General features: G+C 66.7%; 36 protein-coding genes. 3 read left to right on the plus strand and 33 right to left on the minus strand.

Features of this window, described 5'->3' with window-relative positions:
• Nucleotides 1–14: 14 nt before the first annotated feature.
• Both G4D86_RS03395 and G4D86_RS03400 read right to left on the minus strand, forming a co-directional pair.
• Nucleotides 15–1,187: a DUF2314 domain-containing protein gene (locus G4D86_RS03395; protein WP_163989276.1), complete on the minus strand. Its 1,173-nt coding sequence runs from the start codon at nucleotides 1,185–1,187 to the stop codon at nucleotides 15–17.
• Nucleotides 1,187–1,801, minus strand: a complete 615-nt coding sequence (locus G4D86_RS03400; protein WP_163989278.1) for a deoxynucleoside kinase — start codon at nucleotides 1,799–1,801, stop codon at nucleotides 1,187–1,189. Before G4D86_RS03400 ends, G4D86_RS03395 begins: the two co-directional genes overlap by 1 nt.
• Before the next feature lie 235 nt (nucleotides 1,802–2,036).
• Between G4D86_RS03400 and G4D86_RS03405 the strand changes: the two genes are divergently transcribed.
• The 3 genes from G4D86_RS03405 (at nucleotide 2,037) to G4D86_RS03415 (ending at nucleotide 4,916) form a co-directional block, all read left to right on the plus strand.
• Entirely contained in the window at nucleotides 2,037–2,831 is a 795-nt protein-coding gene (locus G4D86_RS03405) for a lysophospholipid acyltransferase family protein (RefSeq protein ID WP_163989280.1), read from the plus strand.
• Between the two features lie 12 nt (nucleotides 2,832–2,843).
• A complete protein-coding gene (locus tag G4D86_RS03410) occupies nucleotides 2,844–4,226 on the plus strand; it encodes a tetratricopeptide repeat protein (protein WP_205519440.1) in 1,383 nt (460 codons plus the stop codon).
• 132 nt (nucleotides 4,227–4,358) lie between these two features.
• Complete coding sequence (locus G4D86_RS03415) at nucleotides 4,359–4,916, plus strand: hypothetical protein (protein WP_240360011.1); 558 nt, start codon at nucleotides 4,359–4,361, stop codon at nucleotides 4,914–4,916.
• An 89-nt stretch (nucleotides 4,917–5,005) separates the two neighbouring features.
• Here the strand turns inward: G4D86_RS03415 and rplQ are convergent, their stop codons facing one another.
• The 31 genes from rplQ to G4D86_RS03570 form a co-directional block, all read right to left on the minus strand.
• The gene (rplQ, locus tag G4D86_RS03420) at nucleotides 5,006–5,428 is read right to left on the minus strand and encodes a 50S ribosomal protein L17 (protein ID WP_163989284.1); all 423 of its coding nucleotides are present in this window, start codon (nucleotides 5,426–5,428) and stop codon (nucleotides 5,006–5,008) included.
• Between the two features lie 184 nt (nucleotides 5,429–5,612).
• The gene (locus G4D86_RS03425; RefSeq protein WP_163989286.1) at nucleotides 5,613–6,635 is read right to left on the minus strand and encodes a DNA-directed RNA polymerase subunit alpha; all 1,023 of its coding nucleotides are present in this window, start codon (nucleotides 6,633–6,635) and stop codon (nucleotides 5,613–5,615) included.
• A gap of 159 nt (nucleotides 6,636–6,794) precedes the next feature.
• A complete protein-coding gene (gene rpsD, locus G4D86_RS03430; protein ID WP_163989288.1) occupies nucleotides 6,795–7,421 on the minus strand; it encodes a 30S ribosomal protein S4 in 627 nt (208 codons plus the stop codon).
• Between the two features lie 70 nt (nucleotides 7,422–7,491).
• The gene (rpsK, locus tag G4D86_RS03435; protein ID WP_163989290.1) at nucleotides 7,492–7,935 is read right to left on the minus strand and encodes a 30S ribosomal protein S11; all 444 of its coding nucleotides are present in this window, start codon (nucleotides 7,933–7,935) and stop codon (nucleotides 7,492–7,494) included.
• A gap of 63 nt (nucleotides 7,936–7,998) precedes the next feature.
• Entirely contained in the window at nucleotides 7,999–8,382 is a 384-nt protein-coding gene (rpsM, locus tag G4D86_RS03440; RefSeq protein ID WP_163989292.1) for a 30S ribosomal protein S13, read from the minus strand.
• A 54-nt stretch (nucleotides 8,383–8,436) separates the two neighbouring features.
• Nucleotides 8,437–8,553: a 50S ribosomal protein L36 gene (rpmJ, locus tag G4D86_RS03445; RefSeq protein WP_002633586.1), complete on the minus strand. Its 117-nt coding sequence runs from the start codon at nucleotides 8,551–8,553 to the stop codon at nucleotides 8,437–8,439.
• Nucleotides 8,554–8,626: 73 nt separating this feature from the next.
• Entirely contained in the window at nucleotides 8,627–8,845 is a 219-nt protein-coding gene (infA, locus tag G4D86_RS03450) for a translation initiation factor IF-1 (RefSeq protein WP_002614803.1), read from the minus strand.
• A 151-nt stretch (nucleotides 8,846–8,996) separates the two neighbouring features.
• Nucleotides 8,997–9,755, minus strand: a complete 759-nt coding sequence (map, locus tag G4D86_RS03455; RefSeq protein WP_163989294.1) for a type I methionyl aminopeptidase — start codon at nucleotides 9,753–9,755, stop codon at nucleotides 8,997–8,999.
• 95 nt (nucleotides 9,756–9,850) lie between these two features.
• A complete protein-coding gene (locus G4D86_RS03460; protein WP_163989296.1) occupies nucleotides 9,851–10,498 on the minus strand; it encodes an adenylate kinase in 648 nt (215 codons plus the stop codon).
• A gap of 161 nt (nucleotides 10,499–10,659) precedes the next feature.
• A complete protein-coding gene (gene secY / locus G4D86_RS03465; RefSeq protein ID WP_163989299.1) occupies nucleotides 10,660–12,006 on the minus strand; it encodes a preprotein translocase subunit SecY in 1,347 nt (448 codons plus the stop codon).
• Between the two features lie 134 nt (nucleotides 12,007–12,140).
• Nucleotides 12,141–12,668: a 50S ribosomal protein L15 gene (rplO, locus tag G4D86_RS03470; RefSeq protein WP_163989301.1), complete on the minus strand. Its 528-nt coding sequence runs from the start codon at nucleotides 12,666–12,668 to the stop codon at nucleotides 12,141–12,143.
• A 20-nt stretch (nucleotides 12,669–12,688) separates the two neighbouring features.
• Nucleotides 12,689–12,958, minus strand: coding sequence for a 50S ribosomal protein L30 (rpmD, locus tag G4D86_RS03475; RefSeq protein ID WP_163989302.1), 270 nt, complete (start codon nucleotides 12,956–12,958; stop codon nucleotides 12,689–12,691).
• Between the two features lie 2 nt (nucleotides 12,959–12,960).
• Nucleotides 12,961–13,482, minus strand: coding sequence for a 30S ribosomal protein S5 (rpsE, locus tag G4D86_RS03480; protein WP_163989304.1), 522 nt, complete (start codon nucleotides 13,480–13,482; stop codon nucleotides 12,961–12,963).
• Between the two features lie 22 nt (nucleotides 13,483–13,504).
• On the minus strand, nucleotides 13,505–13,861 hold the full coding sequence (gene rplR / locus G4D86_RS03485) for a 50S ribosomal protein L18 (protein ID WP_163989306.1): 357 nt from the start codon (nucleotides 13,859–13,861) through the stop codon (nucleotides 13,505–13,507).
• 108 nt (nucleotides 13,862–13,969) lie between these two features.
• Entirely contained in the window at nucleotides 13,970–14,536 is a 567-nt protein-coding gene (gene rplF, locus G4D86_RS03490; protein ID WP_163989308.1) for a 50S ribosomal protein L6, read from the minus strand.
• A gap of 64 nt (nucleotides 14,537–14,600) precedes the next feature.
• Complete coding sequence (rpsH, locus tag G4D86_RS03495; protein ID WP_163989310.1) at nucleotides 14,601–14,999, minus strand: 30S ribosomal protein S8; 399 nt, start codon at nucleotides 14,997–14,999, stop codon at nucleotides 14,601–14,603.
• Between the two features lie 193 nt (nucleotides 15,000–15,192).
• Nucleotides 15,193–15,378 (minus strand): type Z 30S ribosomal protein S14, encoded by a 186-nt coding sequence (locus tag G4D86_RS03500; RefSeq protein ID WP_015350175.1) that lies wholly within the window; start codon nucleotides 15,376–15,378, stop codon nucleotides 15,193–15,195.
• Nucleotides 15,379–15,403: 25 nt separating this feature from the next.
• A complete protein-coding gene (rplE, locus tag G4D86_RS03505) occupies nucleotides 15,404–16,057 on the minus strand; it encodes a 50S ribosomal protein L5 (RefSeq protein ID WP_163989312.1) in 654 nt (217 codons plus the stop codon).
• Nucleotides 16,058–16,237: 180 nt separating this feature from the next.
• Nucleotides 16,238–16,573, minus strand: a complete 336-nt coding sequence (rplX, locus tag G4D86_RS03510) for a 50S ribosomal protein L24 (RefSeq protein WP_163989314.1) — start codon at nucleotides 16,571–16,573, stop codon at nucleotides 16,238–16,240.
• Nucleotides 16,574–16,614: 41 nt separating this feature from the next.
• A complete protein-coding gene (gene rplN / locus G4D86_RS03515; RefSeq protein ID WP_120210006.1) occupies nucleotides 16,615–16,983 on the minus strand; it encodes a 50S ribosomal protein L14 in 369 nt (122 codons plus the stop codon).
• Nucleotides 16,984–17,013: 30 nt separating this feature from the next.
• Nucleotides 17,014–17,340 (minus strand): 30S ribosomal protein S17, encoded by a 327-nt coding sequence (rpsQ, locus tag G4D86_RS03520; protein WP_205519441.1) that lies wholly within the window; start codon nucleotides 17,338–17,340, stop codon nucleotides 17,014–17,016.
• Between the two features lie 83 nt (nucleotides 17,341–17,423).
• On the minus strand, nucleotides 17,424–17,642 hold the full coding sequence (rpmC, locus tag G4D86_RS03525; protein WP_205519442.1) for a 50S ribosomal protein L29: 219 nt from the start codon (nucleotides 17,640–17,642) through the stop codon (nucleotides 17,424–17,426).
• 46 nt (nucleotides 17,643–17,688) lie between these two features.
• Complete coding sequence (gene rplP / locus G4D86_RS03530) at nucleotides 17,689–18,108, minus strand: 50S ribosomal protein L16 (RefSeq protein ID WP_163989320.1); 420 nt, start codon at nucleotides 18,106–18,108, stop codon at nucleotides 17,689–17,691.
• 66 nt (nucleotides 18,109–18,174) lie between these two features.
• The gene (gene rpsC / locus G4D86_RS03535; protein ID WP_002633602.1) at nucleotides 18,175–18,837 is read right to left on the minus strand and encodes a 30S ribosomal protein S3; all 663 of its coding nucleotides are present in this window, start codon (nucleotides 18,835–18,837) and stop codon (nucleotides 18,175–18,177) included.
• A gap of 41 nt (nucleotides 18,838–18,878) precedes the next feature.
• On the minus strand, nucleotides 18,879–19,226 hold the full coding sequence (rplV, locus tag G4D86_RS03540; RefSeq protein ID WP_163989322.1) for a 50S ribosomal protein L22: 348 nt from the start codon (nucleotides 19,224–19,226) through the stop codon (nucleotides 18,879–18,881).
• 35 nt (nucleotides 19,227–19,261) lie between these two features.
• On the minus strand, nucleotides 19,262–19,549 hold the full coding sequence (gene rpsS, locus G4D86_RS03545) for a 30S ribosomal protein S19 (RefSeq protein WP_046714300.1): 288 nt from the start codon (nucleotides 19,547–19,549) through the stop codon (nucleotides 19,262–19,264).
• Between the two features lie 14 nt (nucleotides 19,550–19,563).
• Nucleotides 19,564–20,409: a 50S ribosomal protein L2 gene (gene rplB / locus G4D86_RS03550; protein ID WP_163989325.1), complete on the minus strand. Its 846-nt coding sequence runs from the start codon at nucleotides 20,407–20,409 to the stop codon at nucleotides 19,564–19,566.
• 36 nt (nucleotides 20,410–20,445) lie between these two features.
• On the minus strand, nucleotides 20,446–20,739 hold the full coding sequence (locus G4D86_RS03555) for a 50S ribosomal protein L23 (RefSeq protein ID WP_163989327.1): 294 nt from the start codon (nucleotides 20,737–20,739) through the stop codon (nucleotides 20,446–20,448).
• Nucleotides 20,736–21,359 carry a 50S ribosomal protein L4 gene (rplD, locus tag G4D86_RS03560; protein ID WP_163989328.1) on the minus strand — a complete coding sequence of 208 codons (624 nt, stop codon included), beginning with the start codon at nucleotides 21,357–21,359 and terminating at the stop codon, nucleotides 20,736–20,738. Before rplD ends, G4D86_RS03555 begins: the two co-directional genes overlap by 4 nt.
• A gap of 52 nt (nucleotides 21,360–21,411) precedes the next feature.
• Nucleotides 21,412–21,720, minus strand: coding sequence for a 30S ribosomal protein S10 (rpsJ, locus tag G4D86_RS03565; protein WP_002633608.1), 309 nt, complete (start codon nucleotides 21,718–21,720; stop codon nucleotides 21,412–21,414).
• A gap of 200 nt (nucleotides 21,721–21,920) precedes the next feature.
• On the minus strand, nucleotides 21,921–22,132 hold a 212-nt coding region (locus G4D86_RS03570), incomplete at its 5' end, for an EF-Tu C-terminal domain-related protein (RefSeq protein ID WP_476705407.1).

The raw sequence follows: 22,132 nt of genomic DNA on the forward strand, positions 1-22,132 counted from the left end.
CCCCGCCGCACGGACTACATGGGCCGCTCGGCGTTCAGGAGGGCACGAATCTCCCGCTCGTCCAGCGTCCGCCCCTCGCGGGTGATGGCCAGCGCGTTCACCTGGGTCTCATCCACCTCGACGTGGGCGCCCTTGCGCCACTCCGTGGTGTGCACCGCGCCATCAATCAGCTTCCCCACCACGCTCCCCTCGTCCCGGGCCATGACCTCCAGCCAGAGGTTCTCCACCACGGTGCCGCCATCCGGGTGGGTGTCGAAGGGCGCGCGCACCAGGAAGGTGAGCGGCTCCATCAGCCCCTTGCGCTGGAAGCGCGCCAGGAACGAGGGGAGCAGCGCCTGGGCCTCGCGGCGCATGGCCTGCGTCTGCTCCTCGGGCTCCTTCTCGAAGCGCTCGCGGTACGGCGCCAGCAACTGGGACGTGTTGTGCCGGCCCAGGGGCGACACCACGGAGAGGAACAGCCCCTCGTGGCCCTCGAACGTGTCCAGCGGCACGCCCAGCAGGTTGGTGCGGGCCTCCTCCGAGGGCACGAGCATGAACGTCTGCCCCTCGCTGGTGCCCACCTGCGAGCGCAGCGCCGGCCCCTGCCCGAAAGCCAGGTCCGTACACAGCTCGTGGAGGAAGCTCTCCGCCGCCAGCAAATCGCCCTCCGCGAGGTGGAAGATCTCCAAATCCCGGGCGCCGAACTTCTCCATGCCGTGGGAGTGGACCCACAGGGGCGTGTCGCCCTCGGTGGCCTCCACGGCGTGCAGGTGCACGTGGTCCCGGATGTCGAAGTCCAGCTCGGTGATCTCCACCACGTCGTCGGGCTCGTGGAGCTTGAAGGCGGTGACGTCCACCAGCACGCCCTGCACGTGCTCCAGCAGCGTGCGCACGGCCCACAGCGCCTCGAAGACGGGCAGCGTGGGCTGCGGCCCGCCCGGCTCCACGGACAGTCGGTAGAAGGCCTTGGAGCGCCCCAGCCGCTCGAAGGCCTCCGGGCTGCCGCTGAAGACGCTCTTGTTGAAGCGCGGCAGGTGCTCCGCCCCCACCGTCAGCCGGACCTTCACCTCCGAGCTGTCCGCCTTCAGCGTGAAGCCCTCGCCATCCTCGTCCGGGGTGAACTCCACGTCGTCCGTCGCGAACGACGCACGCAGCGCGTCAAGCGGCGCCGGTCCATCCTGTTCGATGGCGAGGAGGTAGACCTCCATCACAGGTGCTTCTCTATCTGTCGGAAGAGGTCCACGCGGTCCACCAGGTTGGTCAGGTAGTCGAGCTTGTCCGTGGCCAGCACGAGCACGGGCGACAGCCGGTAGTTCTCGAACCACTCCTCGTACAGGGCATTGAGGCGCTGCAGGTAGCGGGTGGGGATGTCCTTCTCCATGGTGCGCCCGCGCAGGCGGATGCGCTCGCGCAGCGTCGGCACGGGGCAGCGCAGGTAGATCATGAGGTCCGGAGGCCTCAGGGACTCGGAAATCGTCTCGTACAGCTCGCAGTACGTCTTCCAGTCACGCTTGTCGATGAGCCGCTGCCGGTGGAGATTCTTGGCGAATATCTCCGCGTCCTCGTAGAGGGTCCGGTCCTGGAGCACGGTGCCGGGCGTGCGCTCGAGCTCCCGGTGCAGGCGGAACTTGTGCGTCAGGAAGAAGAGCTGCGAGCGGAACGCCCACGTCTTCATGTCCTTGTAGAAGTCGGCCAGATACGGGTTCTGGTCGTTGGGCTCGAAGGACGGAGTGAGGCCGTACTTCCGGCAGAGGAATGACGTGAGCTCCGTCTTCCCGGCCCCGATGTTGCCCGCGATGGCGATGAACTTTTTCCTGGCCACGCCACCCTTGCTTGTAACCCCGCCGAGCGGCGCGCACCAGAAACAACGTGTAGGTAGGACGTGGTAGAAGAAGTGCATGCTCCGCCAGCCTCCTGCCCACCGCGTCACCGGTGCCGCCACCCTCCAGGGTGGGCCCGGCTGCCTGGTCGCCGGGGACGAGGCATGGTTGGAGCGTGTCCGCGGCCCCGGCGCCCCGCCGACCCGCCGCGTCGGCCCCGCGGAGGGGGGCTGAGGGATGCGCAAGCTCTTCTGCATGTTCGTGGCCGTGGTCTGGTCGGCGGTCTGCTTTACCCTGGCCATCCTGGCCATGGTGTTGACGTTGAATCCCGCCAACTCGGTCTGGGTGGCCCGAAGAATCTGGTCGCCGGTGCTGCTGTGGGCGGGCGGCGCGAAGCTGGAGGTGCTCGGCCAGGAGAACGTGGACCCGAAGCGGCCCACCATCTACGTGGCCAACCACCAGTCCACCATCGACATCCCCGCGCACTTCATGGCGGTGCCGGTGCCCTTCCGCTACGTGGCCAAGAGCCAGCTCAAGTGGGTGCCGTTCATCGGCTGGTACCTGGCGCTCGCCGGCCACGTCTTCGTCAACCGCAGCAACCGCGCCAAGGCCATTTCCTCGCTGGACACGGCCGCGGCCAAGATTCGCGGCGGGGTGAGCATCTTCCTCTACCCGGAGGGCACCCGCTCGCCGGACAACCGCATCCTCCCCTTCAAGAAGGGGCCCTTCGCCCTGGCGCTGAAGGCCCGCGTCCCCATCTGCCCCGTCACCATCGAGGGCTCCGGGAAGCTGATGCCCAAGTCCACCTGGAACATCACCCCCGGGCCCGTCCGCGTGAAGATTGGCAAGCCCATCGACACCACCCACTTCGCGGAGAATGACCGCGAGGGGCTTGCCCGCGCCGTCCGCGAGGTCATCATCGCCGACAGCCTGTCGCTCGGCGGCCTGGGCGGTGACGTGGACGACGCTGTCGCCGCCGCGGGCGTCGAGGGCGTCAGCACCCCGCGCTCGCGCGCCACCTCCTCGACCTGAGACGTCCCCACCGTGAAGACGACCCGTCTGTTCCTGTCGCGCCCCTGGCTCCGCGCCGCCGTGCTTGGCCTGGGCCTGGCCACCGGCTGCACGCACACCGCGGCTTCCACCTCCGGCGGCCGTCCCATGGACACGCGGGCGAGGGCCCGTGCGTACCTGGAGGAGAACCAGCCGGAGAAGGCGCTCGGGCTGCTGCGGGAGCTGCACCTCCAGGCGCCGAACGACCTGGACGTGGCGCGCTCCCTCACGGAGGCCCAGGTGAAGGCGGGCCACGCGGACGCGTGGATTGCCGAGCTCCAGGGTCGCATCGCCGCCGGCGAGCGCGCGGTGGACCAGTACATGCTGGGCCTCGCCCTCTTCTCGCGGGCCCGGGACGCGGGGGCGCCGACGGTGGCCGCCTTCGAGCGCGCCATCGCCCTGTCCCCGGACACCGCCGAGTACCACTACCGCCTCGGCCTCGCGCGGCTGGAGTCCGAGCAGTACGCCGCCGCGGTGGAACCCCTGCGCCGGGCCACCACGCTGGCCCCGGAGCGCGCCGGGTGGCGCCTGCCGCTGGCCAAGGTGCTGCACCGCACGGGTGACGCCAGCGGCGCCGTGGTGGCCCTGGGCGCCGTGGTGCGCGGCCGGCCCACGCCCGCCGAAGTCACCACCGCGCGGGCGCTGATGGAGCAGATCGCCGACCCCTTCAGCGGCTTTCCCAAGGCGGCCGAGCCGAAGCTGGAGGAGGGCCTGCGCTACCTGAAGGACTTGGACGCGCCCCAGCACGCCATCCTCGCCTTCGAGGAGATTCTGCAGGACTACCCGGACCTGGCCGTGGTGCACGCGCTGCTGGGCTTGTCCTACCAGCGCCTGGACGACGCCGGGCGCGCGGTGGACGAGTTCAAACAGGCGATTGAGCGCGCCCCCCGCGACGGGAAGAACCAGCTCTACCTGGGCGAGCTCTACCTGTCCCGCCAGCGCCCGGACGCGGCCCGGGAGGCCTTCGAGAAGGCCGTGGCGCTGCACCCGCTGCTGGACGCGGCCTGGTTCCAGCTGGGGGACTTGCACCTGGAGCGGCGCGACTTGAGCGCCGCGCGTGACGCCTTCTCCGTGGCCGTGTCCCTCCAGCCGGAAGCGGTGCCGCCGCGAGGCAAGCTGGCGCTCGTGTACCAGCTCGAGGGCGACTACGCCTCCGCCGAGCGGGAGCTGCGACGCGTGGTCGAAAAGGACCCGGAGAACACGGAGTTCAGCCTGCGGCTGGGGCTGCTCTTCACCGAGCAGGCGCTGAAAGCCTCGCGTCCGGAGGCGCGGAAGACGGCGGCCGGGGAGGCCGAGCGCTGGCTGAGCAAGGTACTGGAGACGCAGCCGGAGAACGCCGTGGCCTCCCGGGCGCTCCAACAGCTCAAGGCGCAGTAGCCACCAGCGGGCCCGGCCCTCTACACTCGGTGTCCGATGAGCGACGTTCGCAAGCCTTCATCCCCTGGCACGCAGCCACCGCGGACGACGTCCAGTCCCGGCACGCAGCCGCGCACGCCGACGAACCCGGGCATGCGGGTCATGACGGCCCAGCGCGCGGCGCCGCTGCAGAAGGAGAAGGTGGAAGGCCCCCTGGGCAAGCGCCTCGCGGGCGAGGCGTCCAACCACCTCCTCAACGGCCTCTCCATCCTCAAGGAGATGCTGGCCGACTTCCGTCAGCAGGACCGCTTCTTCAAGTACAAGGCCTCCATCGTCGCTGGCTGGCTGGTGATGTCGGTGGCCAGCTTCGCCATCGCCTGTCCGGGAAACTCCGTGCAGGCGGGTGACATGGACGCGCGCCTGGTGCTCAGCGACAAGCTGGACCGGCCCTCCATCACCATCTGGAACGAGAGCAACAAGGCCTGGAAGGACATCGTCGTCACCGTGAACGGCCAGTACCAGGCGGCGGTGCCGTCCGTGGCGCCGGGCGAGCTCATGACGATTACGCCCAAGCAGTTGATGGGCAGCACCGGCTCCGCGCCCGCGGACCTGCGCTTCCAGACGCTGCAGATGCGCAGCCGCGACGACAGCGCCGACCTGACGGAGGACCTCCGCAAGGAGTGGGAGCGCCTCACTGGTCCGAAACCCTGAAACACGAAGGGCGCCCTTCCCGGGTGGGAAGAGCGCCCTCGTGTTGCCCCCGGCCCCTCCTCACGGAAGGGCGCGGGAAGCGTCAGCGACTACTCGGCCTTGGAGCCCTCGGCGGCCTCGCCACCCTCGGTCTCCACGGGAGCGGCCTGGGTCGCGGGCCGGTCCACCAGCTCCAGCAGGGCCATCTCCGCGGCGTCACCGCGGCGGAAGCCGAGCCGGATGAGGCGGGTGTAGCCACCGGGACGGCTGGCGTACCGGTCCTTGTACTCGCTGAAGACCTTCTGCAGCACGTCGCGGTCCTTCACCGTACGGGCCGCGAGACGCACGTTGGACAGGCCACCCTTCTTGCCCAGGGTGATGATGCGCTCCGCGATCTTCCGGGCTTCCTTCGCCTTGGGGACCGTGGTGCGGATCGCCTGGTGCTCGAGGAGCGAGGTGACCATGTTGTTGAGCATCGCGAGCCGGTGGCTCGTGGTGCGGTGCAGCTTCCTTTGTCCGACCTTGTGACGCATCGTCGTGCTCCAGGCCCTTCAGGGCCCAACCACTCCGGCCGTATCAGGTACCGGGTGGGAAGGGCGGACCCGGCACGGGGCCCGCCACTGCGGTTCGGAGCCGGAACGGAAGTCACGGCTCCCCTCCCCTCGCGCCGCTGACTGCCGTGCCCGGCGGCGCGCGAGGAGGTGCTGCGAGAAGACACTACGCCTTCGGCTGCGCAGGCGCCGGCGCCTGCTTCGGCGGCCAGTTCTCCAGCTTCATGCCCAGCGACAGACCCATCTCCGCGAGGATCTCCTTGATCTCCTTCAAGGACTTGCGGCCGAAGTTCTTCGTCTTGAGCATCTCGGCCTCGGTGCGCTGCACCAGGTCGCCAATGGTCTTGATGTTCGCCTGCTGCAGGCAGTTGGCCGAGCGAACCGACAGCTCCAGCTCGTCCACCGAGCGGAAGAGGTTCTCGTTGAGCTTGGCCTCTTCCTTCGGCGCCTCGGCGATGACGGGCTCCTCCGTCTCGTCGAAGTTCACGAAGACGGTGAGCTGCTCCTTCATGATCTTCGCCGCGTACGCCACCGCGTCCTGAGGGGACACGGAGCCGTCGGTCCACACCTCGAGCGACAGCTTGTCGAAGTCGGTGACCTGACCGACGCGCGCGTTGGTGACCTGGTAGTTCACCTTGCGGATGGGCGAGAACAGCGAGTCGATGGGGATGGTGCCGATGGGCGCACCCGCCACCTTGTTGACGTTGGCCGGCGTGTAGCCACGGCCGCGGCGGCACGACAGCTCCATGCGGAGCTTGCCACCCTCGGAGATGGTGCAGATGTGGTGGCCCGGGTTGAGGATCTCCGTGTCCGGGTCGGTGATGATGTCACCGGCCTTGACCTCCTTGGGACCCTCCGCCTCGATGCGCAGCGTCTTCGTCTCGTTCGTGTGCATCCGAAGGAGGACTTCCTTCAGGTTCAGCACGACGTCCGTGACGTCCTCGGCCACCTCGGGGATGGTGGTGAACTCGTGGTCCACGCCCTCGATCTTCACCGAGGTGATGGCCGCGCCCTGCAGGGACGACAGGAGCACCCGCCGCAGCGAGTTGCCCAGCGTCGTGCCGAAGCCGCGCTCCAGCGGCTCCGCGACGAACTTCCCGTAGGTGGGCGTCAGGCTGTCCTGGTCCACCTCCATGCGGCGCGGCTTGATGAGGTCACGCCAGTTCTTCGCAACGAACGTATCTGCCATGGTGTACGGCCTCTCATGTCGTGCGCCACCACCGACTTACCCACCGGGCTGGCGGGAGGATGGGCACGCGGGGACTGCGTTGAAGCACCTGCGATAAAGCACGACGCCCCGGCCTCATGTATCGGCCAGGGCGCCCATACTGCAACGTCCAGCAGCGGCTTACTTCGAGTAGAGCTCGACGATCAGCTGCTCCTGGATGGGCATGGTCAGATCCTCGCGGTTCGGCGCGGTCGACACGGTGCCCTTGAACGCCTTCTTGTCCAGGGAGATCCACTGCGGAACGCCACGACGGTCCACCGTCTCCAGCGCCTCGGAGATGCGGAGCACCTTGCGGCTCTTCTCCACCACCTCCACCGCGCTGCCCGGCTTGACCGAGAAGGACGGGATGTTGACCTTGCGGCCATTCACCTGGAAGTGGCCGTGGCGCACCAGCTGGCGGGCCTCGGCGCGCGTGTCCGCGAAGCCCATGCGGAACACCACGTTGTCCAGGCGGAGCTCCAGCTGCTGCAGGAGGTTCTCACCCGTCTTGCCCTTGGCGGCGGACGCGCGGTGGTAGTAGCCGCGGAACTGGTTCTCCAGCAGGCCGTACATGCGCTTGACCTTCTGCTTCTCGCGCAGCTGCACGCCGTAGCCGGAGAACTTCACGCGGCCCTGGCCATGCTGGCCGGGGGGATAGGGGCGGCGCTCGATGGCGCACTTGTCCGTGTAGCAACGGTCGCCCTTGAGGTACATCTTGAGGTTTTCGCGCCGGCAGATGCGGCAGGCGCTGGCGGTGTAACGAGCCATTGAGAGGTCCTTGAAGGTGTTCTGGAGCCGCCCTCACGCCGCGAGGCGCGAAGGCGGCCCGACGAAGGGGTTAGACGCGGCGGCGCTTGGGCTGACGGCACCCGTTGTGCGGGATGGGCGTCACGTCGCGGATGAGGTTGATCTTCAGGCCGGCGGCGGCCAGCGCGCGCAGCGCCGACTCGCGGCCCGCGCCCGGGCCCTTCACGAACACGGACACGTTCTTCAGGCCGTGCTCCATCGCCTTCGCCGCGGCATCGCCGGCGGCCACCTGGGCCGCGAACGGCGTGGACTTGCGGCTTCCCTTGAAGCCACGCGCCCCGGCCGAGGACCAGGAGATCACGTTCCCGGAGATGTCCGTGATCGTGATGATGGTGTTGTTGAACGTGGACTGGATGTGGACCACGCCATTGAGGATGTTCTTCTTGCCCTTGCGCTTGGCCTTCTTCGCGGCAGGGGCTTCGGCACCCTCGGCGCCCGCGGGCGCCGCAGCCGAAGTATTGGTCTCGTCAGCCATGTGCGTTGCTGCTCCTGAAAGGTGATCGACGCGGGCCCCTCAATGGAGGCCCACGCTGAGGGTTTAGCGAGCCGGAGCGGCCGGCTTGGCCCGGACGATGCCGCGCTTCGGACCCTTGCGGGTACGCGCGTTGGTGTGGGTGCGCTGGCCACGAACCGGCAGACCCTTGCGGTGACGGAGACCCCGGTAGCAGCCCAGGTCCATCAGACGCTTGATGTTCATGGTGACCTCGCGACGCAGGTCACCCTCCACCTTGTAGCTGGCCTCGATGATCTCGCGGATCTTGCGGGCCTGCTCCTCGGTGAGGTCCTTGGTCCGAGTGGTGGGATCGATGCCCGCCGCCTCGATGATGTCTTGCGCGGACTTGTTGCCGATCCCGTAGATGTACTGGAGCGAGATCACTGCACGCTTGTTGGGCGGCAGATCGATGCCGGCGATACGAGCCATCTTCGGTATTCCTTCGTGGGTGGAGTTGGTCTGAAGCCAACGGCCGTCTGGCCGTTAGCCCTGGCGCTGCTTGTGACGGGGGTTCGAAGCGCAGATGACACGCACGATACCCTTGCGACGAACGACCTTGCACTTGTCGCAGATCTTCTTGACGGACGCCCGTACCTTCATGGGAGCGAACTTCCTTCCTCAGCTAAAGAAAAGCCCAGCGGGCCACCCGCCATTCCCGGCGGGCAAGGCCCTTCTACTTCGCCCGGTACGTGATCCGACCGCGCGTCAGGTCGTACGGAGACAGCTCGACCTTCACCTTGTCACCCGGGAGGATGCGGATGAAGTGCATCCTCATCTTGCCCGAAATGTGCGCGAGCACCTTGTGGCCGTTGTCCAGCACCACGCGGAACATCGCGTTCGGGAGGGGCTCCATTACGGTCCCCTCGACTTCGATGGAATCATCCTTCGGCAAGCGTCAGACTCTCTTCCCGGACCACGAACCTCTTGGAAGCGCGGCGGGATAGCACTTTGGTCCGCAAGTGGCAAGCGCCGCGCACAGCAAAACTCGGATTCCTACCAACCCCCCATAACATCTGGGTATTTCACCCGCAGTCGGAGCGACCTCAAATGCTCCGGGTGAGCACCTCAGGGCCGTGGTCCGTGATGAGGACCGTGTGCTCGAAGTGCGCGGACAGCTTTCCGTCAGCCGTGACGGCCGTCCACTCGTCTTCCAGGATCTCCACCTCGTCGGTGCCCTGGTTGACCATGGGCTCGACCGCCAGGACCATCCCCGCCCGGAGCTTCATGCCTCCACCCGCCTGGCCGTGATTCGGAACCTGCGGGTACTCATGCAGCTTGCGCCCGATTCCGTGCCCCGTGAAGCCCCGCGCCACCGAGTACCCCCGGGCCTCGACATGGCGCTGCACCGCATGGCCGATATCCCCCAAGTGGTTGCCCGGCTTCATCGCCTGGATGGCCTTGTGGAGCGACTCCCGGGTGGTGTCCACCAGGGCCCGCGCCTCCGAGCTCACCTTCCCCACCGGCACCGTCCGCGCAGAGTCCCCGAACAAGCCCCGGTACACCACCCCGAAGTCGAGCTTCATCAGGTCGCCCTCCACCAGCTTCCGCGTCCGGCTGGGGATGCCGTGGACGACCTCCTCGTTGATGGAGGCGCATAACACACACGGGAAGCCGAGGTACCCCTTGAACGCCGGCCTGGCCCCCTTTTTGGCGGTGAGCTCCGCGGCCAGGGCGTCCAGCTCCCACGTGGTGACGCCGGGCGCCACGGCCTTCTCGATCGCGTCCAGGATTTCGCACACGATGCGCCCCGCCTGGCGCATGAGGGCAATCTCCTCCGGGCTCTTGATGCCGACTTGACTCATGCACGTGTCCCGGGCCCGGCGGGGCCTCGTGGGAACGGGTGGGCAGCGGGAAGAGGCGCCGCAACGGCCACCCTCCCCGCCCGCCCGGTCTCCGCTCAGCCCTTGCCCGCGGCGGCCTTGATTTCCTCGTAGATGCCTTCCGGCGAGCCCACGCCGTCCACGCTCTTGAGGACGCCCTTCTTCGCGTAGAAGGCCTTCAGCGGCGCCGTCTCCGCGTCGTATTTCTGCAGGCGCTTCTCGATGACGTCCGGCATGTCGTCCGGACGCTGCACGAGGCCCGCGTTGCACTTGTCGCAGTACCCCGCCCGCTTCGGGGGGCTCTGGTAGACGTGGTAGACGCTGCCGTCATTGGGGCACACGCGCCGCCCGGAGCCCCGCTCCACCAGCTTGGCGTGCGGCACCTCGAGCGAGATGACCGCGTCGAGCTGCTTGCCCAGCCGCGCCAGCATCCGGTCCAGCGCCTCCGCCTGGCCCGGCGTGCGCGGGAAGCCATCCAGCACGAAGCCGTTGGCCACGTCCGACTGCTTCAGGCGCTCCTCGACGATGCCGATGACGACATCATCGGGCACGTACTGCCCCGCGGCCATCAGCGGGCCCGCGACCTTCCCCAGTTCCGTCCCATCCGCCACTGCCTTGCGGAGGATGTCACCGGTGGAGATCTGCGGGATGTGGAAGTCCCCATACAGCTTCTTCGCCTGGGTTCCCTTCCCCGCGTTCGGCGGCCCCAACAGGATCAGGTTCATGTGCTCCTCTCAGCTCGAAGGAAGGCACGGAAGTCGTCGGCCACAAACCTCCGAGGGCCCCCCGTGTGCACCACCGAATACCCCTGAACGACATTACCCTGGAACGACGAGGCGCCCCTCCCCGCGACGGGGAGAGGCGCCCGGAACGTACGCCCTGAGACTCAGGCCGCCGCGCGCACCCGGCCGCGGATGCGCGGACCGCGGGGACCCGCGAAGCCCTCGTAGTTGCGACTGATGAGGTGGCCCTCGATCTGCTGCACCGTGTCCAGCGCCACGCCCACGACGATGAGCAGCGCCGTGCCACCGAAGGTGAACCGCACGCCCAGCAGGCCGCTGATGACGGACGGAATCACGCAGATGACGGCCAGGTAGAGCGCGCCACCGAAGGTGAGCCGGTTGAGCACGCGCTCGATGAACTCCGCCGTCTGACGGCCCGGCCGGATGCCCGGGATGTAGCCACCCTGCTTCTTGATGTTGTCCGCGACGTCATCCGGCCGGAACGTCAGTGCGGTGTAGAAGTAGGCGAAGAAGATGACCAGGAGGATGAACAACCCGTTGTAGATCCACAGGTTGCCCTCGATGGCGCGCTGGAAGTCCTGGAGGAACGGGAACCAGGTGCCCAGCGTGGCCGGGAAGGACAGCACCGCGCCGGCGAAGATGGGCGGAATCACGCCGGAGGTGTTCACCTTCATCGGGAAGTACGTGGCCTGGCCCGCGAACATCCGCCGCCCCGCCATCCGCTTGGCGTACTGGATGGGGATGCGCCGCATGCCGCGCTCGACGTAGACCACCACGCCGATGATGAGGAGCATGAAGGCCAGCAGCCCCAGCACCTCGGCCACCGCGATGACCTCCTGACGCGTCAGGTCCAGCAGCTGCTTTGCACCGGGGACCACACGGGCCACGATGCCGGCGAAGATGATGAGCGAGATGCCGTTGCCGATGCCGCGCTCGGTGATGCGCTCACCCAGCCACATGATGAAGGCCGTGCCCGCCGTCAGGCTGATGACCGTCATGAAGGTGAACCAGGCGCTGTCGTCCGGGACGACGATCTGGTTGAAGCCGCTCTGCCCGCCGTCGGAGCGGCCGAGCGACGCCAGCCACCTCGAGATGCCGATGCCCTGGATGATGGAGAGGACGATGGTGCCGTAGCGGGTGTACTGGTTGATCTTCTGGCGCCCGCCGGCGCCTTCCTTCTGGAGCCGCTCGAGGCTGGGCACCACCACAGCCAGGAGCTGCATGATGATGGAGGCGCTGACGTACGGCATGATGCCCAGACCGAAGATGGACATCTGCTCCAGCGCGCCGCCGGAGAAGAGGTTGAACAGCGACACGAGGCCACCCGATTGCTTCTGGGCCTCCATGAACGCGTTCATCGCTGCGCGGTCCACGCCCGGCGTGTTGATGAAGATGCCGATGCGATAGACGGCGAGCAGCACGAGCGTATACGCGAGCCGGCTGCGCAGCTCCGCGATACGGAAGACGTTGGCGAAGGCGTTGAAAGCCACGGGGTAGCCATCCTCTTCGAGAGGGTTCTGCCAGGACGACAAAACGCCCCTGTTCCACGAGCGGGAAAGGGGCGCAGAAGCCTACACAAGCGAAAAGGCGCGCACCACCGACAAGTGATGCGCGCCGGACACGCTCAGGCCTTGGGCTGCCGGGGCGCCTTGACGCCCTTGCCAGAGTGCGCCTTGGCGGCCGCCTCCGGCTTGTGGGCCATCAGCGGCAGCTCCTCGACGGCGCCGCCCGCCTGCTGGACGGCGGACTTCGCCGCCTCGGAGGCCTTGTGGACCCGGATGGTGACCTTCTTGGTCAGCCCGCCCTGGGCCAGCAGCTTCACGCCGTGGTAGCGGCCCTTGACCAGGCCCGCCTTCTTCAGCGAGGCCTCGTCCACCGTGGCGCCGGCGTCGAAGTGCTGCTCGACGTCCGCCAGGTTCACCACCGCGTAGACGGTGCGGTTGGGCGAGTTGAAGCCGAACTTCGGCAGACGGCGCTGCAGGGGGCTCTGGCCACCCTCGAAGCCCTCGAACCGCATGTTGCCGGAGCGGGCCTTCTGGCCCTTGCCACCGCGGCCGGCCGTCTTGCCCAGACCGCTACCCTGGCCGCGGCCCACGCGCTTCTTGCGGTGCCACGAGCGAGGCGGACGCTTCAGATTGTTCAGAGTGCTCATCGTCTCAATCCTCTCGTGACTCAGGCCTTGCCCTGCTTGGCCTGATACGCGCGGGCGCGCTCCTTCAGAGCGACCTTGCGCGGCTTGCGACGCTTGGGAGCCGGGGCCTCACCGGAGACAGTCTCCAGGGTGACCAGATGCTTCACCTTGAACACCATGCCGCGAACGGACGGGGTGTCCTTCAGGATGCGCTCCTCGCCGAACTTCTTCAGGCCCAGCCCACGGATGGTCTCCAGCATCTCGCCGGACGACCCCGAAAAGCTCTTCACCAGCTTGACCTTGAGCGCCATGGTTAGGTCCTCTGCTCGCCGGCGAGCTTCGTCGCCTCGACGTCCTTGCCACGAAGACGGGACACCTGCTCCGCGCTGCGCAGCATCTTCAGGCCGGCCACCGTGGCCTTCAGCACGTTGTGCGGGTTCCGCGAGCCCTGGCTCTTGGTCAGGATGTTGCGGATGCCCGCCGCCTCCAGCACCGCGCGAACCGCGCCGCCGGCGATGACGCCCGTACCCTGGCTGGCCGGCTTCAGGAGCACCCACCCGGCGCCGAAGTGCCCGAGCACCTCGTGCGGGATGGTGTGACCCATCAGCGGAACCCGGAACAGGTTCTTCTTCGCGTTCTCGCCACCCTTGCGGATGGCCTCGGGGACCTCGTTGGCCTTGCCCAGGCCGACGCCCACGTGCCCGGCGCCGTCCCCCACCACCACGAGGGCGGCGAACGAGAAACGACGGCCGCCCTTCACGACCTTGGCCACGCGGTTGATGTTCACCACGCGGTCGGTGAGGTCCAGATCGTTCGGATTGATCGGAGTTGCCACTTGGGGGATTCCTTTCGAATTCTTAGAACTTCAGCCCGGCCTCGCGCGCGGCGTCGGCCACGGCGGCGATGCGCCCGTGATAGGGGAAGCCGTTGCGGTCGAACACCACCGCCTCGACGTTGGCGGCCTTGCACTTCTGCGCAATCAGGGTGCCCACGCGCTTCGCGTCCGCCTTCTTGTCGCCCTCGTCCTGACCCTTCAGGTCCTTGGACAGCGACGAAGCAAACGCGAGGGTGCGGCCTGTGGTGTCGTCCACCACCTGGGCGTAGATGTGCTTGAGGCTCTTGTACACGGTGAGCCGCGGCCGCTCTGTCGTACCCGACAGCTTCTTGCGGATGCGGTTCTTCCTCTTGAGGCGCTGTTCGATTCTCGATGCCATGGCTGCTTCCTTTTCCGTCCGGCAGCGATGCGGCCTTCCGCCACCGGATGATGCCGCCAGGCCGCTTCGGCCCGGCGGGGTTTGGAACACTCAGGACAGACAGGACGACTAGGTCGTTCCGGTCTTGCCCTCCTTACGGCGGATGCGCTCCTCGGAGTACTTGATGCCCTTGCCCTTGTAGGGCTCGGGCGGGCGCAGCGAGCGGATGTTCACCGCCGTGGCCCCCAGTACTTCCTTGTCCGCGGAGCGCAGCGTCAGGCCCACGGTGGGGAGGCTGTCCTCGGTGCGGGAAGCCTTGTCGACCTCGGCCGTCACGCCCTCGGGCAGGTTGAACACCACCGGGTGCGAGTAGCCCAGGGAGAAGTGGATGGCCTTGCCCTTCACCTCGGCGCGGAAACCGACGCCGCGGATGTCCAGCTTCTTCTCGAAGCCCGTGGACACGCCCTTGGCGGCGTTGGCGAGGATGGTGCGCGTCAGGCCGTGCAGGCTGCGGGCCTCGCGAGAGTCATCCTCGCGCTGCACCGTCACCTGGCCGTCCTTGACTTCCACCTTGACCCGGGCGGGCAGCTTCACGGACAGCTTGCCCTTGGGGCCCTCGAAGTTCACCTGCTGGCCGGCGACGATGGCCTTCGTCTTGTCGCCGAGCTTGATTGCCAGTTTTCCAATCCGACTCATGGTTGCCTCGGTCCTGTATGCCCGGGGGGCGCTCCCTCGCGGGGCGCCACACCTGGGCTGCTGGCTAGTAGACGGTGCAGAGCAGCTCGCCGCCGACCTTCTGCTTGCGGGCCTCGGTGTCCACCATGATGCCGCGCGAGGTGGAGAGGACGGAGATGCCCAGGCCACCCAGCACCTGCGGAATCTCGCGAGAATTCACGTAGCGGCGCAGACCCGGCTTCGACACGCGGCGGATGCCGGTGATGGCGGGCGCACGGTCCGGGCCGTACTTCAGCTGCACGGTGATCTCGTTCTGGGGCTTGAGCTCGTGAACGGTGAACTCACCGATGTAGCCCTCGTCCTTGAGGACCTTGATGATCTCGAGCTTGAGCTTCGAGTGGGGAATGACGACCTTGTCGTGCCGCGCACGCGAGGCGTTGCGCAGGCGGGTCAGCATGTCGCCGACGGGATCATTGACCGGCATGGGATACCTTCCGAGGCAGGGCCCCTTCCCGGGCACCCCGCGTTCGCAACCGCCACGCCTGCCGGGCCCATCCCGGGGGTTCGAGGCGACTGCCACTTCCGTACAGCGGAACTTCCAGGGCGTGCTCCTTTCGGAGCACGTCCAGGGCGCCCATCAAGCCCTCACGGGCTCGCCAGGCGCCCTGCCCTTCCGGCTACCAGGACGACTTGGTGACGCCGGTGATTTCACCGCGCAGCGCGCGGTTGCGCAGGCAGATACGGCACATCTTGAACTTGCGCAGGAACGCACGGGGCCGACCGCAGAGCGGGCAGCGGTTGTACTGGCGCACGGCGAACTTCGGCTTGCGCTTTGCCTGGGCAATCTTGGAGAGCTTGGCCATTGTCTTCGGGTCCTTGGCTCGAGGGCTACTGACGGAACGGCATGCCGAAGTGACGCATGAGCGCCAACCCCTGCTCGTCGTTCGCGGCCGTGGTGACGAAGCTGATGTTGAGCCCCTTCACCTTCTCGATCTGGTCGTAGTTGATTTCCGGGAAGATGATCTGCTCACGGACACCGAGCGTGTAGTTGCCATTCCCGTCGAAAGCCTTGGGGGACACGCCCTTGAAGTCACGCACGCGCGGCAGCGCCACGGTGATGAGGCGGTCCATGAACTCGTACATGCGCGCGCCACGCAGCGTCACGGCGGCACCAATGGCCTGGCCCTGACGGAGCTTGAAGTTCGCGATGGACTTGCGGGCGCGCGTGACGATCGGCTTCTGGCCGGTGATCGCCGCGAGCTGGTCCACCGCCGACTCCAGGATCTTGTTGTTGGCGAGCGCCTCGCCCAGACCCATGTTGACGACGATCTTCTCGAGGCGAGGAACCTGCATCGGGTTCTTGAGGTTCAGCTCCTTCATCAGGGCGGGGACGCCCTCCTTGAAGAAACGGACCTTCATGCGGGCCGGCTTGGACTCGAGGCCTTCCTCGATGTTCGCCGCGAAGCCAACCTTCTTGGCCTCTTCCTTCTTGCCCCGCTTCGCCTTCTTTTCCTTCTGCTCGGGCTTCTTCTCGTCAGCCATCGTCCTGTCCTCTGCTTCGGAGCGCCGTCGTGGACCCAGCGCGTCCGATCAGTCCTTCGTATGGAACCTGGAAACACCGCGAGGGCCCCCGATGCTCCACGGGCCCTCCATGCCTGCACGCCCACCTTCCCTCCCACCCGGGAGGGCGAAGGGCGCGCATACATGCACCAACGCGGCTACCTAGTCAATCAGGGCGTCGCAGTTCTTGCAGAACCGCTTCTTCTTCCCGTCCTCACCCTCGGTGCGGAAGCCCACTCGCGTCGGCTTGTCGCACTTGGCGCACACCACCTGGACATTCGCCAGGGCGATGGTGCCGGGCTTCTCGACGATTCCGCCCTCCGGGCTCTGCGGCGTCTTCTTCATGTGCCGCTTCACCAGGCGCAGCCCCTCAACCGTCACGCGCTCTGCTTCGCGATCGATCTTCAGGATCTTGCCGCGCTTGGTCGCCGGGTTCTTCTCGGAGGCCTCGGCCCCGGCCATGACCTGGACCGTGTCACCCACCTTCAGCTTCTGCATGGCTTCCTCTCTCTGGCTGCTCGCCGTCCGGCCTGCTGTCCTTAGAGGACTTCGGGCGCCAGCGAGATGATCTTCATGAACTTGCGGGCGCGGAGCTCACGGGCAACAGGCCCGAAGATGCGCGTACCAATGGGCTCCATGTCCTTGTTGATGAGGACGGCGGAGTTACCATCGAACTTGATGTAGCTGCCGTCGGCCCGACCCACCTCGCGCTTGGTGCGGACGATGACGGCCTTGGCCACGTCACCCTTCTTCACCTTCGAGTTGGGCAGCGCCTCGCGGATGGACACGACGATGACATCGCCGATGGACGCGTACTTGCGCTTCGAACCGCCGAGCACCTTGATGCAAAACACCTTCTTCGCGCCCGAGTTGTCGGCAACGTCGAGCACGCTGGTCATCTGAATCATCTGGAAGTCTCCTTGTCGCCGGGTGCGTGGCTAGACGTTCTTGCTCTTCTCCAGCACCTCGACCACGCGCCACCGCTTGTCCTTCGAGGCGGGCTTGGTCTCGGCGATCCGGACCCGATCACCCTCGTTGATGGTGATCTTCTTCGGGTAGTCGTGATCCTCCACGTGCGCCTTGTACTTCTCGCGCAGGCTCATGATCTTCCCGTACTTCGGGTGGGGAGCCCGACGCTGGACGGTGACGACCACCGTCTTCTGCATCTTGTTGGAGGTCACAATCCCCACGCGCGTCTTGGGACGGCCACGGGTGGAGGTCTCGGGAGCGGGCGTCTCGGTCGCTTCAGCCATCTTCGGTCTCACTGTCTCTCATGCACCCGGGCTCTCAGGGCCCGGATGGCCGCGCGCGCTCACTACCACACGAGCGCGCTTGGAGGTTTGACTTCTCAGCCCTGCTTGGCCGCCTTGACCTTCTGGGTCATGACGGTCAGCACGCGGGCCAGGTCGCGGCGGTGCTGGGTGCGCTCGGCCGGGCTGTCCAGCGAGCCCGTGCGCCGCTTCAGCTGGTCCTGGAACAGCGTGTCGCGCAACTCGGTCGCGCGCCGCTGCAGGTCCTCCGCGGACAGTTCCTTCAGTTCCTTCGCAGTCGCCATTGCAGTCTCCACATGCGCGCGGGAGCCGGCCTTTCGGTCGGCTCCCGCCGCTGTATGCCTAGAGGCTCAGGTCCGCACGGGTCACGATCTTCGTGAGCACCGGCAGCTTGGCCTGCGCCAGCTTCAGCGCCCCGGTGGCCACTTCGCGCGTCATACCCTCCATCTCGTAGAGGATACGGCCGGGCTTCACCACCGCGACGTAGTACTCCACGCCACCCTTACCGGTACCCATACGGGTCTCGGCGGGCTTCTTGGTGATGGGCTTGTCCGGGAAGATACGGATCCAGATCTTGCCGCCGCGCTTCACGTGGCGGGTCATCGCGATACGGGCCGCCTCGATCTGCCGGGAGGTAATCCAACCCGGCTGGAGGCTCACGAGGCCGTACTCACCGTAGGTCATGTCGCTACCACGGTGCGCAGCGCCCGGGGTGCGGCCCTTGTGCATCTTGCGGTACTTGGTACGAGCAGGCTGAAGCATCGTCGCTGTCCTTGGCCGCCCTGTTCCGGACGGCCCTCACGGGCACGTCCGGCGCGGGTGGGCTGATTACCGGTTGGAGGGCATGGGGGCCTGGCCACCCTTGCCGGGGAGGACCTCGCCCTTGCAGACCCAGACCTTGCAGCCAATCTTGCCGTAGGTCGTCTTGGCCTCGGCGAAGCCGTAGTCGATGTCCGCACGCAGGGTGTGCAGGGGCACGCGACCCTCACGGTACCACTCGTAGCGCGCCATCTCCGCGCCACCGAGACGGCCCGAGCAGGCCACGCGGATGCCCTTGGCGCCGAACTTCATCGCCGTCTGCAGGGCCTTCTTCATGGCGCGGCGGAAGGCGATGCGGCGCTCGAGCTGCGTGGCGATGTTCTCCGCCACGAGCTGGGCGTCGGTCTCGGCCTTGCGGACCTCGACGATGTTGAGGAAGACCTCGTTCTTGGTGAACTGCTGCAGGTCCTTCTTCACCGTCTCGATGCCCGCGCCACGCTTGCCGATGACGATGCCCGGCCGCGCGGTGTGGACGTTGACCTTCACCTTGTTGGCGGCGCGCTCGATCTCCACCTTGGACACGCCCGCGTGATTCAGCGACTTCTTCACGAACTCGCGGATGCGGATGTCCTCATGGAGCCACTGCGCGTAGTTCTTGTGCTCGAACCACTTGGAGTCCCAGGTCTTGATGACGCCGAGCCGGAACCCGATCGGATGAACTTTCTGTCCCAACGTGAATCTCCTTGAACGTTCCGGGCGGGGCCCGACGGGTCCTACTTCTTCTTCGCCTCGGCCAGCACCACGTGGACGTGGGCCGTCTTCTTCTTGATCGGGGTGGCCCGACCCATGGCGCGCGGCATGAACCGGCGCTGGGTGGGACCCTGGTCCACGGAGATGGTCTTCACGTAGAGCGTATCCACGTCGACCTGCCCCTTGGACTTGTCCGTCGCGTTGGCCACGGCGCTCTTGATGAGCGTCTCCACCGGCTTGGCCGCGGCGCGCTTGGTGAACTTCAGGATGTTGAGGGCCGCCTCGACAGGCTTGCCCCGGATGAGCGCCGCAACGGTGGAAATCTTGCGGGGGCTCATGCGCAGGAAACGCAGATGTGCAGTCGACTCCATGGTCTTCTCCTCAGGCTCTCAGGCAATGCGCCAGGCTACTTGCCCGGGGCCTTGGCGACCTTCTTCTCCGCCGAGTGACCACCGAACGTACGGGTCGGGGCGAACTCGCCGAGCTTGTGGCCCACCATGTTCTCCGTGACGAACACCGGGATGAACTTCTTCCCGTTGTGCACCGCGAAGGTGTGGCCGACGAACTCCGGCAGAATCGTGGAGCGACGCGACCACGTCTTTACGACGGTCTTCTTGTTCGTCTTGATCATGTCCTCGATCTTCTTCACGAGGAAATCGTCGACGAACGGACCCTTCTTGATCGAACGAGCCATGACTTGCGATCCTCTTACTGGCTGCGCGCGCCCTGGCGGCGGCCGCTCACGATGAACTTGTCAGTGCGCTTGTTGGTGCGCGTGGTGAGGCCCTTGGTCTTCTGGCCCCACGGGGACACCGGGTGCGGGTTACCCTGACCGGACTTACCCTCACCACCGCCGTGCGGGTGGTCGACGGGGTTCATCGCCAGACCGCGGACGGTGGGACGGATGCCCAGCCAGCGGCTCTTACCCGCCTTGCCGATGCGGATGATCTCGTGCTCGATGTTGCCCACCTGGCCCACGGTGGCGCGGCACTCGATGAGGACCTTGCGGACGGTGCCGGAGGGCATACGCACCTGCGCGTAACGGTCCTCCTTCGCCATCAGCTGTCCGGACGTCCCGGCGGAGCGGATGACCTGGGCGCCACGGCCCGGCTTCAGCTCCACGTTGTGGATGATGGTACCCACCGGGATGTTCTGCAGCGGGAGGCTGTTGCCCGGACGGATGTCCGCCGTCTCGCCGGCGAAAACCGTGTCACCCACGCTCAGACCCACCGGAGCGAGGATGTAGCGCTTCTCGCCGTCCGCGTAGTGCAGCAGCGCGATGTTGGCGGTGCGGTTCGGGTCGTACTCCACCGAGGCGACCTTGGCCGGCACGCCGTCCTTGTCGCGACGCTTGAAGTCGATGATGCGGTAGCGGCGCTTGTGGCCACCGCCCTGGTGACGACGGGTGATGTGACCGTGGACGTTGCGGCCACCGGAGCGCTTGAGGGGCGCGGTGAGGCTCTTCTCCGGCGAGTCCTTGGTGATGTCCGCGAAGTCGGACACCGTCATCAGACGGCGGGCGGCGCTAGTCGGCTTATACTTCTTGATGCCCATGGTGTGTTCCTCGCAGGCAGGCTCGACGCCGTAGCGTCAGGCCGCCCCTCCCTCGAAGAGCTCGATCGAGTCGCCCTGCTTCAGGGTGACGACCGCCTTCTTGAAGTTGGGCCGCTTGCCGATGCTCCGGCCCACCCGCTTGATCTTGCCGCGGACGACGTTGGTGCGAACGCCCTCGACGGTGACCTTGAAGAGCGTCTCCACCGCGCGGGCCACGTCGTGCTTGGTGGCCTTGCGGTCGACGATGAACGAGTACTGACGGAACTTCTCGCGGGCCTTGTCCAGCTTCTCGGTGATGAGCGGGCCCTTGATGACGTCGTTGAGATTCATGACAGCGCCCCCTCGAGGGTCTTCGCGGCCGCGGAGGTGAGGACGATGTGCGAGTGCCGCAGGACGGCCTCGAGGTTGAGCCCCTCGGGAGGCAGCACGTCGAACTTCGCCAGGTTGCGCACGCTGCGGTGCAGATTGGTGTTGCCCTTGTCGTCAATCACCAGCGCGTTCTGCAGCTTCAGGCGCTTGGTGAGGACCTCGAAGGCCTGCTTGCTCTTCGGAGCGTCCAGGGAGAAGCCGCTCAGGATGATGAGCGTCTTCTCGCGGGCCCGCAGGGACAGAGCGGACTTCAGGGCGCCGCGGCGCACCTTGCGGGGCGGTCGGTAGAAGTAGTCGCGCGCCTTGGGAGCCATCGCCTTGCCGCCGCCCACCCAGTGGGAAGCGCGGATGGAGCCCTGGCGGGCGCGGCCGGTGCCCTTCTGCTTCCAGGGCTTCTTGCCGCCGCCGCTGACCAGCGAGGTGTTCTTCACCCCCACCGTGCCGCGGCGCCGGTTGATCTGCTGCATCTTCGCCACCTCGTAAAAGAGGTGGGTGTTCGGCTCGGCGCCAAACACGTCGTCGGAGAGCTCGATCTCCGACACCTTCTTCAAATCCAGGTCGACAACGTCAAACTTCGCCATGGCACTTTCCTCGCGGGGTCGGAGTGAAACCACTCGAACGCCCACCCGCTTCCTAGGACTTGATCTCGACGTCAACGCCGGCCGACAGATCCAGCTTCATGAGCGCATCCAACGTCTGCTGCGTGGGCTCGAGGATGTCGAGCAGGCGCTTGTGCGTGCGGATCTCGAACTGCTCGCGGCTCTTCTTGTCCACGTGCGGAGACCGCAGCACGGTGAACTTGTTGATGCGCGTCGGCAGGGGGATCGGACCGGCTACCTTCGCGCCCGTGCGCTTGGCCGTCTCGACGATCTCCCCAGCACTCTGGTCCAGGAGCTTCGAGTCGTACGCCTTCAACCGGATGCGGATCTTCTGTGTCGCCATTCGCAAGAACCTCTTAGAACGAGCCCTGCCTGTGCCTCGGGCGGCGTTACGACTTACGTCCCCTGGATTTCACAGAGCCGTTTCTTCGGAACGAAGGGGCGCGGTGATTACCATCCCGCGCCGGGGGTATGCAACTGGATTTCCTCCGGCTCCCTGAAAATTCCCCACCCATGGGGTCTCAGGGAGCCGGTGGAGGGCTTCTACTCGATGATTTCGGCCACCACGCCGGCGCCCACGGTACGACCGCCCTCACGGACGGCGAACCGGAGCTCCTTCTCCATGGCCACCGGGGTGATGAGCTCCACCTCGATGGCGATGTTGTCGCCCGGCATCACCATTTCCACGTTGTCCGGCAGCTTCACCGTGCCCGTCACGTCCGTGGTGCGGAAGTAGAACTGGGGACGGTAGCCCT

Source organism: Pyxidicoccus caerfyrddinensis (assembly GCF_010894405.1).
Lineage (GTDB): Bacteria > Myxococcota > Myxococcia > Myxococcales > Myxococcaceae > Myxococcus > Myxococcus caerfyrddinensis.